Origin of the sequence: Microbacterium sp. 22215, from assembly GCF_052045655.1 — a bacterium.
GTDB classification, from domain to species: domain Bacteria; phylum Actinomycetota; class Actinomycetes; order Actinomycetales; family Microbacteriaceae; genus Microbacterium; species Microbacterium phyllosphaerae.
In genome coordinates this window covers 520,827-535,886 of record NZ_JBQEPC010000002.1, presented here as the reverse complement: position 1 = coordinate 535,886, position 15,060 = coordinate 520,827, and the positions used below count along the sequence as shown (strand labels likewise).

General features: G+C 69.7%; 14 protein-coding genes. 9 read left to right on the top strand and 5 right to left on the bottom strand.

All coding sequences use genetic code 11. The features are described from left to right. Positions 1–13 precede the first annotated feature (13 nt). From manA to ACTJKH_RS05830, 4 genes are all read left to right on the top strand, one after another. On the top strand, positions 14–1,156 hold the full coding sequence (gene manA, locus ACTJKH_RS05845) for a mannose-6-phosphate isomerase, class I (RefSeq protein ID WP_440736106.1): 1,143 nt from the start codon (positions 14–16) through the stop codon (positions 1,154–1,156). Between the two features lie 157 nt (positions 1,157–1,313). Then, positions 1,314–1,631 (top strand): WhiB family transcriptional regulator, encoded by a 318-nt coding sequence (locus ACTJKH_RS05840; protein ID WP_210097543.1) that lies wholly within the window; start codon positions 1,314–1,316, stop codon positions 1,629–1,631. A gap of 76 nt (positions 1,632–1,707) precedes the next feature. Continuing rightward, the gene (locus tag ACTJKH_RS05835; RefSeq protein WP_440736105.1) at positions 1,708–4,929 is read left to right on the top strand and encodes a glycosyltransferase; all 3,222 of its coding nucleotides are present in this window, start codon (positions 1,708–1,710) and stop codon (positions 4,927–4,929) included. Further along, positions 4,926–6,308, top strand: coding sequence for a DUF5719 family protein (locus ACTJKH_RS05830; protein ID WP_440736104.1), 1,383 nt, complete (start codon positions 4,926–4,928; stop codon positions 6,306–6,308). The genes ACTJKH_RS05835 and ACTJKH_RS05830 overlap by 4 nt, the downstream gene beginning before the upstream one ends. Positions 6,309–6,338: 30 nt before the next feature. Here ACTJKH_RS05830 and ACTJKH_RS05825 read toward each other — a convergent pair whose 3' ends face one another. Next, the gene (locus tag ACTJKH_RS05825; RefSeq protein WP_245340764.1) at positions 6,339–6,764 is read right to left on the bottom strand and encodes a metallopeptidase family protein; all 426 of its coding nucleotides are present in this window, start codon (positions 6,762–6,764) and stop codon (positions 6,339–6,341) included. Positions 6,765–6,844: 80 nt separating this feature from the next. Here ACTJKH_RS05825 and ACTJKH_RS05820 point away from each other — a divergent pair, with 80 nt between their 5' ends. The 4 genes from ACTJKH_RS05820 (at position 6,845) to ACTJKH_RS05805 (ending at position 10,098) form a co-directional block, all read left to right on the top strand. Continuing rightward, positions 6,845–7,051, top strand: coding sequence for a DUF3499 family protein (locus ACTJKH_RS05820; protein ID WP_210097546.1), 207 nt, complete (start codon positions 6,845–6,847; stop codon positions 7,049–7,051). Positions 7,052–7,127: 76 nt separating this feature from the next. Continuing rightward, positions 7,128–8,087: an efflux RND transporter periplasmic adaptor subunit gene (locus tag ACTJKH_RS05815; RefSeq protein WP_440736103.1), complete on the top strand. Its 960-nt coding sequence runs from the start codon at positions 7,128–7,130 to the stop codon at positions 8,085–8,087. Further along, entirely contained in the window at positions 8,084–8,887 is an 804-nt protein-coding gene (locus tag ACTJKH_RS05810; protein WP_440736102.1) for an ABC transporter ATP-binding protein, read from the top strand. Before ACTJKH_RS05815 ends, ACTJKH_RS05810 begins: the two co-directional genes overlap by 4 nt. After that, complete coding sequence (locus tag ACTJKH_RS05805) at positions 8,884–10,098, top strand: ABC transporter permease (protein WP_440736101.1); 1,215 nt, start codon at positions 8,884–8,886, stop codon at positions 10,096–10,098. Before ACTJKH_RS05810 ends, ACTJKH_RS05805 begins: the two co-directional genes overlap by 4 nt. Before the next feature lie 26 nt (positions 10,099–10,124). Here ACTJKH_RS05805 and ACTJKH_RS05800 read toward each other — a convergent pair whose 3' ends face one another. Beyond that, positions 10,125–10,934, bottom strand: a complete 810-nt coding sequence (locus ACTJKH_RS05800; RefSeq protein WP_440736100.1) for an RDD family protein — start codon at positions 10,932–10,934, stop codon at positions 10,125–10,127. Between the two features lie 16 nt (positions 10,935–10,950). Here ACTJKH_RS05800 and ACTJKH_RS05795 point away from each other — a divergent pair, with 16 nt between their 5' ends. Beyond that, a complete protein-coding gene (locus ACTJKH_RS05795) occupies positions 10,951–11,943 on the top strand; it encodes a stage II sporulation protein M (RefSeq protein ID WP_440736151.1) in 993 nt (330 codons plus the stop codon). A gap of 16 nt (positions 11,944–11,959) precedes the next feature. On the opposite strand, the gene ACTJKH_RS05790 is transcribed toward ACTJKH_RS05795, so the two are convergent. The 3 genes from ACTJKH_RS05790 to ACTJKH_RS05780 are packed head-to-tail and all read right to left on the bottom strand — an operon-like array spanning position 11,960 to position 14,988. After that, positions 11,960–12,736, bottom strand: a complete 777-nt coding sequence (locus ACTJKH_RS05790) for an aquaporin (RefSeq protein WP_440736099.1) — start codon at positions 12,734–12,736, stop codon at positions 11,960–11,962. 20 nt (positions 12,737–12,756) lie between these two features. Beyond that, positions 12,757–14,064: a DUF58 domain-containing protein gene (locus ACTJKH_RS05785; protein ID WP_440736098.1), complete on the bottom strand. Its 1,308-nt coding sequence runs from the start codon at positions 14,062–14,064 to the stop codon at positions 12,757–12,759. After that, complete coding sequence (locus ACTJKH_RS05780; protein WP_440736150.1) at positions 14,065–14,988, bottom strand: AAA family ATPase; 924 nt, start codon at positions 14,986–14,988, stop codon at positions 14,065–14,067. Positions 14,989–15,060: the final 72 nt, after the last annotated feature.

Genomic DNA, 15,060 nt, shown 5'->3' with positions numbered 1-15,060 from the left:
ATACTCTGGACTCATGCTGCTCAGCCTCTCCAATGTGCCCCGCGACTACGCCTGGGGATCGCCGACGCTCCTCGCCGACCTCGAAGGTCGCAGCCCTGCGGGTGGCCCGGAGGCGGAGGTCTGGTTCGGAGATCATCCCGGTGACCCCAGCGATGTGCAGGGCGGCGGGACACTGGATGCCGTCACGGACGGAACCCTTCCCTACCTGCTCAAGCTCCTCGCTGCGGCGTCGCCACTGTCCATCCAGGTGCACCCCACGATCGAGCAGGCCAGGGCCGGCTGGGCTCGAGAATCGTCCCTCGACGCCGACGACCCGACTCGCAACTACCGTGACGACAACCACAAGCCCGAGCTGATCGTCGCGCTGAGCGAGCGATTCGAGTCGCTCAGCGGGCTGCGCCCGGTTCCCGACACCCTGCGCCTGCTGGCTGCGCTCGGCGGCAGCACCGGCGTCACCGAGCTGACGACGCGGCTGACTGCGTCGGGCGACGTCCTCCGTGCGACGATCGGCTGGCTGCTCTCGGGCGAGGCGCAGGCCGAGGTCGACGATGTCGTTGCTTCGGTGCGTGCGACTGCGCAGTCGGATGCGGGGGAGTGGGCGACCACGCTGCGTGCCGTCTCCGCGATCGCGGACGCGTACCCGGGTGACCCCGGCGTCGTCGTCGCGCTCCTGATGAACCATGTGGTGCTGCGCCGCGGTGAGGCGGTCTTCCTGCGTGCGGGGTTGCTGCACGCCTACATCTCGGGCCTCGGGGTCGAGATCATGGCCGCGAGCGACAACGTCCTCCGCGGCGGACTGACGCCCAAGCGCATCGACGTGCCCGAGCTGCTCTCGATCCTCGACACCACGACGGGTGAGGTGCCGGTGCTGCGGCCGTCCACGGCCGGAGCGGTCACGGAGTACGAGGTTCCGGTCACAGACTTCGCGCTGAAGCGTGTCGCTCTGACGGGCGGTCATGTCGACGTCGATGTCAGCGGACCCACGATGGTGCTCGTGACGGCCGGTCGCGTCGAGGTCGGCGGGACGAGCGGCGACGCGAGGCCCGTGCCTGTGGGCACAGCGGCTTTCGCTACGGCGGACGAGGTGCGGCTCACACTCTCGGGCGAGGGTGAGGCGTTCGTCGCATCGCCCGGCCCGTCATCCTCGGAGGCCTGACCTCTCGCGGCGTGCGCGACACGCCGTGCGAGCCTCAAGAACCTTCAAGACCTGATTGAGGGTTTACCATCCGCGACTTGACCGATGGGAATGACACGGGTGTAATTAGTTGAGCACGGCCCGCCGAGGGGGCGGAATTTAGGGGTTGGAGAGCGAGATGACGGGTTACCGTTCAGACGTACCGGAGAACTGGTTCGTCGATCCGATCAACCTCGGTGTTCCCGGGGTCCGGAAGGTCGAGGCCGACGACGACAACGCTCTCGCCTGGCAGAGCGACGCGTTGTGCTCCCAGACCGACCCCGAGGCCTTCTTCCCCGAGAAGGGCGGATCGACCCGTGATGCCAAGCGCATCTGCACGTCCTGCGATGTGCGCGGCGAGTGCCTCGAATACGCGCTCAACAACGATGAGCGCTTCGGCATCTGGGGCGGCCTCTCGGAACGCGAGCGCCGCAAGCTCAAGCGCCAGGCCAGCTGACCTCGTTCACAGCTTCGCGGCCACGCCGCGAGCGGTGGCCGGTGGAATACCGCACCGCGCATAGGCTGACCAGGTCATGCCAGCCCGAGTTCACGCAATCATCGTCGCGCGCCCCGGTTCTTCCGCCCGCGCTCAGCTGCTCCGCACTCTGGACGCGCTGCGTTCCCAGACCACACCACCCGCCGCGATCACGCTGGTGATGTGCGGCGACGCCGCGTCGGTTCGTGAGAGCGAGACGGTCGGCGCCGCGGTGGAGGGGATCATCCAGGCGCGGGCGCACACCTCTTTCGCAGATGCGATCGAGCTGGCGCGACCGAGGATCGCAGAGGGCAGCGCCGTGTGGCTGCTGGCCCAGGACACCGCCCCGCATCGGCGGGCCCTCGAGCGGCTCGTGGGCACGCTCGAGCGGTCACCGTCCGCCGCGATCGTCGCCCCGAAGCTCGTACACACCGACAACGACCGTGAGATCGTCTCGCTCGGTGTGACCATGACCGCCCTCGGACGCTCGGTCGAGCTGGCGTCGGGGGAACTCGATCAGGGGCAGCACGACGGCGGCGACGATGTGCTCGGGGCTGACATCCGAGGCATGCTGATCCGGGCCGAGGTCCGCGACGCGCTCCGGCCGGATCCGGCATTGGCCGGCGCGGATCAGGGGCTCGATCTCGGAGTCCGGGCGCGGCTCGGCGGCGGTCGCGTCGTCCTCGCGCCGTCTGCTCGGATCTCGGTGTCGCCGGACGGCCCCGCCGCTCTTCCGGCCGGCCGCAGTCGAAGGGCGTTCGTCACCAGGCTCGCCCAGCTGCACCGACGCCTCGCTTACGCTCCCGCGATCGCAGTGCCCCTGCACTGGCTGACTCTGCTGCCGCTCGCGCTCTGGCGATCGGTGACGCATCTGATCGGCAAGCGCCCGGAAGCCGTCGCGCCGGAGTGGGGTGCGGCGGTGACCGCGATGTTCCGCTTCGGTGCCATCGCGCGCTCGCGTCAGAGCATCCGCGCCTTCCGCACGTCGAGCTGGTCGAGCATCTCCCCGCTCAGGGTGAGTCGGCAGGACCTGCATCGGAGGCTCGACGATGGCCACGGCAGTGAGGGAGGCGCCGTCAGCGAGCTGCGGTTCTTCTCCGGCGGCGGAGCCTGGGCGGTGCTCGCAGCCCTGGTCGTGAGTATCGCCACATTCACCACGATCCTCGCCTGGCCGGTGCTCGGAGGCGGCGCGCTGCTTCCGTTGCGCACCACTGTCGCAGCGCTGTGGAGCGACGCCGCGTGGGGGCTCCGCGGTCTCGGTGCAGACGTCATCGGACCCGCTGACCCCTTCGCGGCCGTCATCGCGGTCCTCGGATCCCTGTGGCCCGCTGCGCCGTCGTTCGCGCTGGTGCTGCTGTGGATCCTCGCGCTGCCCCTGGCCGTGCTGGGCGGATGGTTCGCCGCGACGCGTGTGACGGATCGGGCGGGCCTGCGCATCTTCGCAGGGATCGTCTGGGCGCTCGCACCCACGTTCCTCACCGCCCTGGTGGACGGGCGACCCACCGGGGTCCTCGTGCACCTCCTGCTGCCGTGGCTGTTCCATGCCGCCGTCGTCGCCCATCGTTCCTGGGGCGCTGCCGGAGCGGCATCCCTGCTCTTCGCGGCCGTCACCGCCTGCGCACCCTCCCTCGCTCCCGCGCTCCTGCTCCTGTGGGTCGTGGCGCTCGGCATCACTCTCGCCGGCGCCCGCATCCGCGGAGCCGTCCGTCTGCTCTGGGTGCCGGTGCCCGCCGCGATGCTCTTCGCGCCGCTGGTGCTCTGGCAGCTGACCCACGGCAGCCTCATCGCCGTGCTGGCCGATCCCGGATCCGTCTGGGCGGGCCCGTCGGCAGCGGCGGACGCGGCTGGCCGGCTTGCACTCGCCTCCGGATTCCCCACCGAGGGGATGGCCGGCTGGGCGTCGCTGCTCGGAGCGGAGCTCGCCCCGTGGGCCGGTGTGCTGCTGGCGCCGCTCGCGCTGCTGGCTCTCGTCTCATCGGTCGCTCCGCGCTGGCGCGCCGGGATCACCCTCCTGGTCGTCGCTCTCTCCGGGCTCGCGACGGCGTTCCTCGCGGTCGGCATCACCGTCTCCTTCGCCGAGGGGGTGCCCGTCGCGATCTGGCCGGGTGCGGGGCTGAGCCTTGCGTGGATCGGAGTGACGGGCGCCGCCCTGGTGACGCTCGACACGGCGCTGACGATGCCGCGGGTGCGCGTGCTCAGCGCCGCGGTCGCCGGCCTGGCGGTCTCGGTGTGCGCGGTTCCCGCGCTCGCAGCCTTCCACTACTCCGATGCGTCCGCGCTCCGAGACGGTCCGGTGTCGACTCTGCCCGCGTACGTGGCTGCGCAAGCGGGCGACGACCGGCCCATCGGGACGCTCGTCCTCACGCCGCAGAACGACGGCGGGCTCGCGACCGAGGTCGCCTGGGGTGGCAGCGAGACCCTGGGCGCACAGACCACGATGCTCTCCACGGCGACCGAACTCCATGGCACCGATCTGACGACCCTGGCGGTCGACCTGCTCTCGGCGCGTGACTTCGACGCGGCGGGCGAGCTGGGAGACGAAGGCATCGCCTATGTGCTGCTCGCCAAGGTGTCGGATGACGAGTCCGAGCGAGCTCGGATGCTGCGCACGGAGGCAGTGACGTCACTCGACCAGCGTGCGGGCTTCGTGCAGGCAGGGAAGACCGATCGCGGTGTGCTCTACCGGCTCGAAGCCGAGGCATCGCCGCGTGCCGATCTCTCGGCCTCGCAGCAGGCGACAGCGCGGCTCGCGATCACTCTGCAGCTCGTGCTGGTCTTCGCCGCCCTGCTGCTGTCGGTCCCGACGCGCGCATCCAGGCGTGCCGCCCGCGCGAAGTCCCGCATCGTGGGGCGCGCCGCGGATGAGCCGCTCGTGCTGTCGCGGCACCCGGAGGATCGCGACGACCATGATCACCCGGAAGCGCCATCCGGGGCGGTATCGCCGGCCATCGAGACGACGGAGCGCGGGGCCGACGAGGCGGTGACGGAGGCTCCGGAGGAATCGACGGCTGCCGAGGTCGCGCCGGATGCAGGACTCGATTCCGAACCCGCGGGCGAGTCCGAACCGGCAGGGGAGTCCGAACCCGCGGGCGAGTCCGACCCCGCCTTCGATTCTGATCACTCCGTCGCGTCGTCCGATGACGACGTGCCGCCGACTGACGGCGCTGAACCTCAGCCGGCCGCGAATGAGGCAGCGGAGCACGATGCCCCGCCGGCGGCCGAGAGCGAGCAGTCGACAGCAGACGTATCCCGAGACGAAGACGAGGAGGAACGACGATGAGCACGAACCGAGCATTCCGAGTCGCCGCCACGGGCGCGCGAGTACTGACCGGAACCGTCGTCGCCGCCGCATGTGTGGTCGGAGTCGTGGTCGCCATCGCCTCGCCGTGGCCCACCGTCGCTCACGAGCCCGCGCAGGCTCAGGTCACGCCTCTTCCCGGAGACACCGTGCTCGTGTGCAACGGGGACTTCCGGGCGATCGGCCGGAATCCGTCCGCGTCGCTCGAGATGGTGTCGGCCGCGACCCCGAAGCTGACCGTCGACGGATCGTCCGGACGCCCCGAGTCCGACGCACTCCCGGCGAAGGACCTCGCCGACGGCGGATCCGCGCAGCGTCTGGTCGGAGTCGTCGAGGGGCGGGAGGCACCGCGCATCGGCGCGACCGAGTCGATCGCCCTCGACGAAGACGACCTGTTCGGACTCGCGGCTGCCCCCTGCCGTCCGGCCAGCATCGAGTCGTGGCTCGTCGGTGGCACGGTGGAGACCGGAACCGAAGATCTGATCGTCCTCACGAATCCCGGCGTCGTACCCTCGACGGTGACGCTGGGTCTCTACGGCTCTGTCCGAGCCTCGAGCACGGTCATCGTCCCCGCGGAGTCGCAGGTCGCGCTCCCGCTCACCTCGATCGCCGCGGGGTCGGACTACCCCGTCGTGAAGGTCACGGCGACGGGGTCGCCGGTGCGAGCCGTGCTGCAGTCCTCCCTCACGCGGACGCTCGATCCTGCGGGCGTCGACCTGCAGGACGCCGTGGCGGCGCCCCAGAAGCATCCCGTGCTGCCCGGCATCCGGGTTTTCGAGAACGACGGGGACAATTCCGACATGGCCGTCGTCCGATTGCTCTCTCCGGGCGCCGACGCGCAAGCCGTCGTCACACTCAGCGAGGTCGGGTCGTCCGCGACGGCCGCTGAACTGACGGTGCCGCTCGCCGCCGATGAGCCCACCGAGCTGTCGCTCTCGACGCTGCCGCCGGGGGAGTACATGGCGCGCATCGAGTCAGACGCACCCGTGCTGTCGGCGGTCCGACAACAGGACGGTGAAGGGCCCGAGACCGATTTCGCCTGGGTGCTGCCCGCGCCCGACGTGGAGGACGAGGTCTACGTCGCGGTTCCTGCGGGTCCTGCTCCTCGACTCGTGTTCGTGAACAGCGAGGAGTCCGACGCCTCCGTGAAGGTGCAGCCCGTCGGCGGAGGAGATCCCATCGAGGTCACGGTGCCGGCAGGGTCCTCGACGACGGTCACGGTGAAATCCCGCACGGTCTACTCGATGACGACATCCGGGCCGATCCATGCATCGGTGACGATGACGGCGTCGGGTGCGCTCGCCGTCTGGCCGGTATGGCCCGCGGTCGGAGCCCAGCAGAGCATCACCGTCTATCCCTGACGAGACCATACGACCGCTGCGGGCTCGACCTCAGTGGTCGTGCCCGCCGAGGTCCCAGGGCTCACGACCGACGTACTCTGCTGCGGCGCGGAAGACCGCGCTCTCGATCGCCATCCGCCGGTGGGATCCGTCGTCGTGACCGGGCGGGAGCAACCGCTCGATCGGCAGGCGGAAGAGCACGATCCGCTGCTTCTCATGGTCGAGATGCCAGCGGGGCACCTCGTCGGTCGCCTCGAACGCGGGCATCGCCCCGATCTCGAATCGCACGTCCTGCAGCTCCGGCCAGGTGCCGCGGAGGAACTCCACAGCTGTGCCGACGGTGAGGTCGAACCGATCGATGCGACCGTCGAGCGGTGCCAGCGGAGGGCGAACGACCTCGCTGCGTCCGAGACGCCCGTGTCGTCCGTGCCTGGCTCCGCGACGTGGCGCGGCGGAGGTGCGGGGGCGACGGGGCATAGCGAAAGTCTAGGCCGAGTCTGCGCGGTCGGGCGGCGCGGCATCCGCTCGTCTTCCGAACGGGGCGTAGCCTGACGGGGATGGACGGAAGACTCTGCTCGAAGGTCGGCTGCGCGCGAGAAGCCGTGGCGACGCTCACCTATGACTACGGCGACCAGATGGCGGCGCTGGGCCCGCTCGGCATCGCCAACCACCCGCACGCACACGATCTGTGCGCGGCGCACGCGGACCGGCTCTCGGTACCGGCCGGCTGGCTGGTCGTGCGGCACGAGGCGCTGCGCGCCTGATCTGACCGGAACAGCGGCGCGGACACGCCGCTCTTCGCCCCGGACGGTTCGCGCTTCCGGGCTACGCTGACCGCGGATGCGCCAGGGCGGCGCCGCCGGAAAGGCAGCCGTGATCGTCTGGCGACGCTGGATCTTCCCCCTTCTGCTCGTGCTCGTGTTCGGAGCGTGTGCAGCGGCTCTCGTGAAGATCGCGTTCTTCCCCGATCGCACCGAGGCGGTCGTCAGCCCGGAGGCATCGATCACGGATCCGATCGTCACGGTCGAGCGAGGCTCCGTCGTGAACGCCCTCTCGCTCAGCGGCAATGTCGCCCGAGACGATGCGTTCCCGGTGCGCACGGAGATCAACGGCACCGTGCTCGCCGTGCATGTGGCGGAGGGCGCGACCGTCACCGCGGGACAGAAGCTGTTCACGATCAGGCAGGACGAGCCGAGGAAGGACATCGACGTCGTCGCGCCCGAAGCCGGCGACGTCTCGGAGATCGCCCTCGTGAAGGGGCAGATGACCTCGGCAGGGACGGAGACCTACACGCTGACCCCGGCGCGCTATCACCTGCTCGCGACCGTGGAGCCGGTGCAGCTGTATCGACTGGTGAACGCACCCGCAGAAGCATCCGTGAGCATCACCGGAGGACCCGCGCCGTTCTCCTGCACCGGTGTACGAGTGCAGGTGAGCGCGGAGGGGACGGCGAGCGTGCGGTGCGCCGTCCCCGCCGATCAGGTCGTGTTCGCCGGTCTGCCCGCGACCATCGACCTCGCACTCGGGCAGGTCGACGACGCGCTGGTCGTGCCGGTCACGGCCGTTCAGGGTGGCGCGGGCACCGGAAACGTCTGGGTGGATGCCGGTGACGGTGCCGATCCCGAAGAGAGAGCGGTGACGCTCGGGGTGAACGACGGTGCCATGGTCGAGGTCGTCTCCGGACTCGAAGAGGGCGAGTCGATCAGACAGTTCGTGCCCGGCTTCGTCGCTCCGGTCGAGGAGGTCTGCTACGAGATCGAACCCGGTGTCGAGCAGTGCGACAGCGGGACCAGCTGGTGACCCTCGTCGCACTGACGGACGTCACGAAGAGCGTGCGTCTGCCGAACGACTCCCGGCTGGAGATCCTGCGGGGGATCACGCTGGAAGTGAGCTCCGGCGACCACGTCTCGATCGTCGGCAGATCGGGGTCGGGCAAGTCGACGCTGCTCAACATCCTCGGAATGCTCGACGCACCCACAAGCGGTTCCGTCGCGTTCGAGGGGCGCGAGGTGCGGCGGATGCGTTCGGGGCGGCTCGACCGCCTGCGAGGAGACAACGTCGGTTTCGTGTTCCAGCAGTTCAACCTGCTGCCCGGGCGCACCGCGCTCGACAACGTCATGATGCCGCTCGGGCACGCCAGGGGCCGACTCTTCTGGAACCGGCGCCGGATCGCGGCCGACATGCTTGAGCGCGTCGGACTCGGCCATCGGATCGAGCAGATCGCCGATCGGCTCTCCGGCGGCGAGCAGCAGCGGGTCGCGATCGCCAGAGCGCTCGTGCGCAGCCCCGTGCTGATCCTCGCCGATGAGCCGACCGGTGCCCTCGACATCGACACCGGAGCATCCGTGATGTCCCTCCTGGATGAGGTCGCCACCGAGACCTCGGCGGCGCTGGTGACCATCACCCATGATCTGCACGTCGCGGCTCGCGCCCGTCGCCACTACCGGCTCGACGGTGGAATCCTCGAGACCGCCGACCTCAGTCGTGCCTTCGAAGCCTCGACTCTCGCGGCGGCGGTCCCGTCCACTTCGGCTGTCCCGTACGCATCCGCGCCCGCTGTCTCCGCGGCGCCGCGGACCCGTCGGGGGGCCGCGTCGTGACCGGCATCCTCGGCGCTCTCGCGGACGCCTGGGCGGAGATCCGCGTTCACAAGCTGCGCGTGCTGCTCAGCCTGATCGGGATCGCCGTGTCGGTGGCGGCGCTCACCGGTGTGGTCGCACTCTCGGAGTATCAGCGTCAGTTCCAGACGGAGCAGTCCGACCGATTCGGTGGACGCGCAGCGACCCTGGTCGTGGGTATCGCCACCGAGGACGGGACGCCGGTCGACCCCGATGCCTTCGATGAGCGGTTCACCCGGGCCGCCGAACGGTTCGGTTTCAGCCATACGGCCAGGATCGCGCAGGGCATGGTGGTGCCCGTGCAGCTTCCTGACGGCATCGTCGACGTCAACTCCCGACTGATCGATCCGCTCTACTCCCAGATCCACCGTGAGCAGCTGCTCGAAGGCAGATGGCTGCGGGACGACGATGTCGAGGCGCTGTCGCCACCCGTCGTGATCACGGAGGCGTTGTGGGATCGCATCGGTCGGGTGCCGCTTCCGCAGCATCCGACGCTCACCCTCGCGGGTCCCGCGGGAGGGACGTATCAGGTGGTGGGAGTGGTGCCTCGCCTGGGCCTCGGTGACGAGGAGCTTCGCGTCGACATCCTCTACGACGCCTATCGCGCGCGCGTCGACGCACTGCCGGAGGGAGCGTGGCCGCAGTACGAGATCTGGCTCGACACGGCGGAGGTCGACGAGATCGCCCCTGTGCTCGCCATGGATCTGCGCGCGGGTCTCCCGGAAGGTCAGATCGTCTCGGTCAGCCGCTCCGACTGGGCGGCGCAGCCCGGTGCCCTGGACGCACAGGCGACCTTCGAGATGGTGACGGGCGGGATCGCCGCGGTGATCCTCGCGCTCGGTGCGCTGAGCCTCATCAACATCCAGTTGGTCGCGATGCGGCAGCGTGTGCGGGAGATCGGAGTGCGTCGCGCATTCGGGGCGACCTCGGGGCGGGTGTTCTTCTCGGTTCTGCTCGAGAGCCTCGTCGCCACGACCGTCGCAGGGCTCGTCGGCATCGCGATCGTCGTGGCGGTGCTGCGCTCGGACTGGGTCGTGACCTCGTTGTTCTCCGGGATCCAGGACATCCCGCCGTTCCCCATGCGCGCCGCTTTCGTCGGCCTCGCCGCCTCGATCGTGGTGGGCGCAGTCGCCGGCTTCATCCCCGCTCTCGTCGCGCTGCGGGTGAAGGTGATCGACGCGATCCGGTTCTGACGTGCATCTCGCGATGCGCGACAGGATCAGACGCCGACGCGGCGGCCGGTGAGCTTCTCGGCTCGGCGGTCGGCGATCTGCAGAGCTCGGCGCTCCCGTTCGCGGCGGAGCACGGTGATCCCGACGAGTACCGCCTCCGCCGGCGCTGCCGGGATCGGGGAGACGAAGGGGGCGGCCTCGGCGAGGAGGTCCTGTGCGACTCTCGCTCGCGCAGCCGGGACCATCCGCGGTGCGCTCTGCAGGAACTGCGAGATGCGCCGTGCGAGACGATCGGGCAGGCGGGCCACATCGGCGATCTGAGCCCATCCCGCGAGCATCGGCGGAAGCACGGGCACCGAGGGGATCAGCTTGGGTGTGCGAACCCGCTGGCTGTAGGTGCCGGCGACCATGTCGCCGAGTCGCTGGGATCGGGAGCTGAAGGCACCGGCGAGCACGGCGACGCTGCCGAGCGTCATGTAGATCTCGAGAACGCCGAGCAGCGCGCGGATGAACGCGTGCCGGAAGCCTGTCGCCCCGCCGTCGATGCGCACGATGCGTCCGCCCACGGCGAGCTTGCCGAGGCTGCGACCCTTGAGCGCGACCTCCATCGTGATGGGGAGAACGACGAAGCTGACCACGATCGACGCGATGAGGGCGATCCTGTCGGTCGCGTCGTCGAGGAGCCCGATATCCCAGAGCCAGATCCGCAGGAAGATCGTGAGGAGGAAGACCCCGAGACCGACCAGGAGATCGATGATCGCTCCTGCGGCTCTCAGCACGAAGCCCACCGGCTGCACATCGATCGCGACGGCTTCGCCGGAGAGCACCTCGTCGGATGCGTCGAGCTGGGCAGACATGAGTACAGTAAATCAGGTGGATGCCGATGCGCTGACAGATGCACGCCGCGCCGAGTGGGAGCGGCTGGAGCAGCTGAGCCGTGCGCGGCTGGACGGTGCGGGCGTCGACGAGCTGATCGTGCGCTACCGGGCGGCTTCGGCCGATCTGGCCGAACTCAAGACGTCGGTCGGAGAATCCCCTCAGGGGGCGTACCTGTCGACGATCCTCGTCCGGTCACGGCTGCGGCTCACAGGGGCATCCGACAGCATCCTCACTCAGACCGCGCGCTTCTTCTCTCGCCAGCTGCCCGCCGCGCTCTATCGCCTGCGGTGGACGACGCTCGTGGTCGCCGTCTCGTTCATCGCGATCGTCGTCGGCACCGCGGCATGGATCTCCTCCGATCCGGCACTTCTCGCGACGCTCGGGCCTCCCGATCTGCTCGAACAGTATGCGGACGAGAGCTTCACGGGTTACTACACGGAGAACCCTGCGGCCGTCTTCATGGGGATGGTCTGGTGGAACAACGCCTGGATCGCGCTGCAGTGCGTTCTCTTCGGCATCACCGGACTGTGGCCCGTCAACGTCCTCGTGCAGAACGCCATGGGACTAGGGGTCTCCGGAGCAGTGATGGCGGCGCATGACAAGGTCGATGTGATGATCCTGTACATCCTTCCGCACGGTCTGCTCGAGATGACATCGATCTTCGTCGCCGCGGCCGGCGGACTGCACCTGTTCTGGTCGTGGGTGGCTCCGGGGCACCGCTCTCGAGGCGAGTCTCTCGCTACCGAGGGGCGAGCGCTCGCGACCGTGGCGATCGGACTCGTGTTCTCGCTGTTCCTCGCGGGACTGATCGAGGGCTTCATCACCGGATGGTCGTTGCCCTGGCCCGTGAAGATCGGCATCGGCGTCGCAGCCCTCGCCGCATTCCTGATCTACATGCTCGTGATCGGCGGCCGTGCACACCGTCTGGGCGAGACCGGCGATCTCGTCGAGTACGAAGCCGGTACGCCGAGACTCCTCGCGGGCTGACACCCCGCGGGATCTCTCAGGTACCGGGTTCCTCTCTCTCCGACACGTCGAAGAGGGCCCGGTAGGCGAGGCCGGCCAGGAGGGCGCCGATCATCGGGAAGACGAGGAAGACCCACAGCTGTGCGAGTGCTTCGGTGCTCCCGTACACGGCGGTGGCGATCGATCGAGCGGGATTGACCGAGGCGAAGTCGATCGGCAGCAGCACCAGATGGATCAGCGCCAGGGTGACGCCGGTCACGAGTCCGCCCAGAGGCGTGCCGCGCGCAGGATGCGTGACCCCCAGGAAGACGAAGATGAGGAGCGCGGCGAAGAGCGCCTCGCCGATGATCGCCGCTCCCATGCCGAAACCGCCTGGTGAGGAGGCTCCGAACCCGTTGCTGGCGAAGCCCGCGGTGCGTTGGGCCTCGAGCCAGCCGTCCGGACCGAACAGGCCGATCAGGAAGATCAGCGTCGATGCGATCGTCGCGCCGATGCACTGGGCGGCGATGTAGGAGGGCACATCTCGCCACGGCATCCGTCCGGCCGCCGCCGCGCCGAGCGTCACGGCCGGATTGAAGTGGCCGCCGGAGATCGGGCCGAACGCGTACACCGCGGCGACGAGTGCCAGTCCGGCCGCGAGCGAGATGCCGACGAAGCCGATGCCCTCTCCGCTCGCATCGGTGCCCTCGCCGAATCGGGAGGCGAAAAGCGCGGCGCCCACGATCGCGATCACGAGGATCGTCGTCCCGAAGGCCTCGGCGGTGAGCCGTGCGGTCATCGTGGCGGCGGGAAGTCTCGTGCGTGTCGGGCTCATGCCGTCGTCCTTCGACCCTGTCACAGCCGTCCTGCGGCTTTCAGCTCGAGGTATCGATCGGCGATCCGTGGGGGAAGGCTCTCGGGGTCGGCGGCGATCGCCTCGCCCCCGGCTCGTCGCACGGCATCCGCCACGTTCTCGGCGTCTCGCATGGTGCGTTCGGCCGCTGCGGCGAGGTAGACCTCCTCGCGCGAACCGCGTCGCTGCGTCAGATCGGCGATGCCTTCGTCCGTCACGGATCCGACGAGGATCGACGTCGCACGTGAGGCATCGGGGAAGGCGCCGAGGAAGCCCCGTGCCGACTCCGCGGCATCCTGAGCGGTGAGGACGACGATCAGTGCGGGGCGGGTCGTGAGAGTGCGCACCGCGGCGAACGCTCCCGGCCAGTCGGTGTCGACGAGGCGTGCGTGCACCGGGGCCATCGCATCCGTCAGCGCGGGGAGGAGCGCAGTGCCCTCGACTCCGGTGACCCGAGCCCGCACCACGCGGTCGAACATGAGCAGATGCACGTGGTCTCCCGCACGCGCGGCCAGCGCGGCGAGCAGCAGCGTCGCCTCGAGGGCGGCGTCCACCCTGGTCCCGTCGCCCACGCGGGCTGCGGCGGTGCGCCCGGTGTCGATGATGATCACCACATGGCGATCGCGCTCGGGACGCCAGGTCCGCAGCATCGTGGTGCCGGCGCGGGCCGTCGCCCGCCAGTCGATCGAACGCACGTCGTCGCCGCGCACGTACTCACGGAGCGAATCGAACTCGGTGCCCTGGCCGCGCACCTGGATGCTGGTGTTCCCATCGAGTTCGCGCAGCCGAGCGAGCCGGGACGGAAGGTGTTTTCGCGATGAGAACGCCGGGAGCACGCGGATCGTGCCCCGGACGCTGTGACGAGCCTGGCGTCCGGCGAGGCCGAGCGGCCCCCGTGAACGGATCATCACGAACTCGCTCGAGAGCTCGCCGCGTCGTCGGGGGAGCAGCGGGATCGAGACACGACGCCGCTCTCCCGGCGGCACGCTGAGGGGAAGACGGTCCGTGCCGGCACCGGCCGTCGGCTGCCAGGCATCGCGGATCAGCGCGTGCAGAGTGCGGGAGCCCTGGTTCTGCAGTGCGACGCTCACCGGAACGAGCTCGCCGAGCCGAGTGCGGGTCGGGACACGCCTGGTCACGATCACGGAGCGCGGACTCGGTGCGAGCAGCACGTCCAGCGCCACCAGGAGGATGCACAGAGCGACCCAGATGCCGAGCGCGGCGTAGGGCGAGAAGTCAGCGAGCCCTGCGAGCACGACCGGAACCACGCCGACGGCGACGGCGAGGGTGAGGCGGCCGGTGACGAACACCTAGATCGGCACCCTGGTCTGCTGCACCACGGAGGTGAGCACGGCGTCGGCGGACACGCCCTCCATCTGCGCATCCGGCCGCAGCTGCAGACGGTGGCGCCAGACCGGCACCAGCATGGTCTGCACATGGTCGGGAGTGACGGCGGACGACGCGTTCAGCCAGGCCCACGCCTTCGCCGCGGCGAGCAGGCCGGTGGAGGCGCGGGGGCTCGCTCCGAGCTCGACCGAAGGAGACTGCCTCGTGGCCCGCGCGAGGTCGACCACGTAGCCGAGCACATCGTCGGTGACCTCGACGCGTCCGGCGGCGTCCTGGGCGGCTCGGATCTCATCGGCCGTGACCGCCGCCTCGACGCCGGTGAGCTCGCGCGGCGAGAACCCCGACGCGTGCTTGCGGAGCACCGACACCTCGGCGTCCCGCTCAGGCATCCCGACGACCAGCTTCATCAGGAAGCGGTCGAGCTGCGCCTCGGGCAGCGAGTACGTGCCCTCGTGCTCGATGGGGTTCTGCGTTGCGGCGACCAGGAACGGATCGGGGAGCGGGCGGCTGACGCCGTCGGCCGACACCTGACGCTCCTCCATGGCCTCCAGCAGTGCCGCCTGCGTCTTCGGAGGAGTGCGGTTGATCTCATCGGCGAGCAGGATGTTGGTGAACACGGGGCCCGCGCGGAAGTCGAACTCCCCGGTGCGCGCGTCATAGACGAGCGACCCCGTCACATCGCCGGGCATGAGGTCGGGGGTGAACTGCACCCGCTTCGTGTCGAGACCGAGGGCGCGGGCGAACGACCGCACGACAAGCGTCTTGGCGACGCCCGGAACGCCCTCGAGCAGCACATGACCGCGGGCGAGCAGCGACACGAGCAGTCCCGTCACCGTTCCCGCCTGGCCGACGACGGCCTTGTCGACCTCGGTGCGTACCCGGTGCATGGCCTGACGCAGCTGCGCGTCGTCGAAGTTCTCAGCGGTCACGTGGTGTCCTCGGCTTCCGTTCGGAGGTAT

Coding starts and splice junctions, on each gene's coding strand:
- manA (WP_440736106.1), top strand. CDS start 14: ATGCTGCTCAGCCTCTCCAATGTGCCCCGCGACTACGCCTGGGGATCG.
- ACTJKH_RS05840 (WP_210097543.1), top strand. CDS start 1,314: ATGACGGGTTACCGTTCAGACGTACCGGAGAACTGGTTCGTCGATCCG.
- ACTJKH_RS05835 (WP_440736105.1), top strand. CDS start 1,708: ATGCCAGCCCGAGTTCACGCAATCATCGTCGCGCGCCCCGGTTCTTCC.
- ACTJKH_RS05830 (WP_440736104.1), top strand. CDS start 4,926: ATGAGCACGAACCGAGCATTCCGAGTCGCCGCCACGGGCGCGCGAGTA.
- ACTJKH_RS05825 (WP_245340764.1), bottom strand. CDS start 6,764: ATGCCCCGTCGCCCCCGCACCTCCGCCGCGCCACGTCGCGGAGCCAGG.
- ACTJKH_RS05820 (WP_210097546.1), top strand. CDS start 6,845: ATGGACGGAAGACTCTGCTCGAAGGTCGGCTGCGCGCGAGAAGCCGTG.
- ACTJKH_RS05815 (WP_440736103.1), top strand. CDS start 7,128: ATGCGCCAGGGCGGCGCCGCCGGAAAGGCAGCCGTGATCGTCTGGCGA.
- ACTJKH_RS05800 (WP_440736100.1), bottom strand. CDS start 10,934: ATGTCTGCCCAGCTCGACGCATCCGACGAGGTGCTCTCCGGCGAAGCC.
- ACTJKH_RS05790 (WP_440736099.1), bottom strand. CDS start 12,736: ATGAGCCCGACACGCACGAGACTTCCCGCCGCCACGATGACCGCACGG.
- ACTJKH_RS05780 (WP_440736150.1), bottom strand. CDS start 14,988: ATGCACCGGGTACGCACCGAGGTCGACAAGGCCGTCGTCGGCCAGGCG.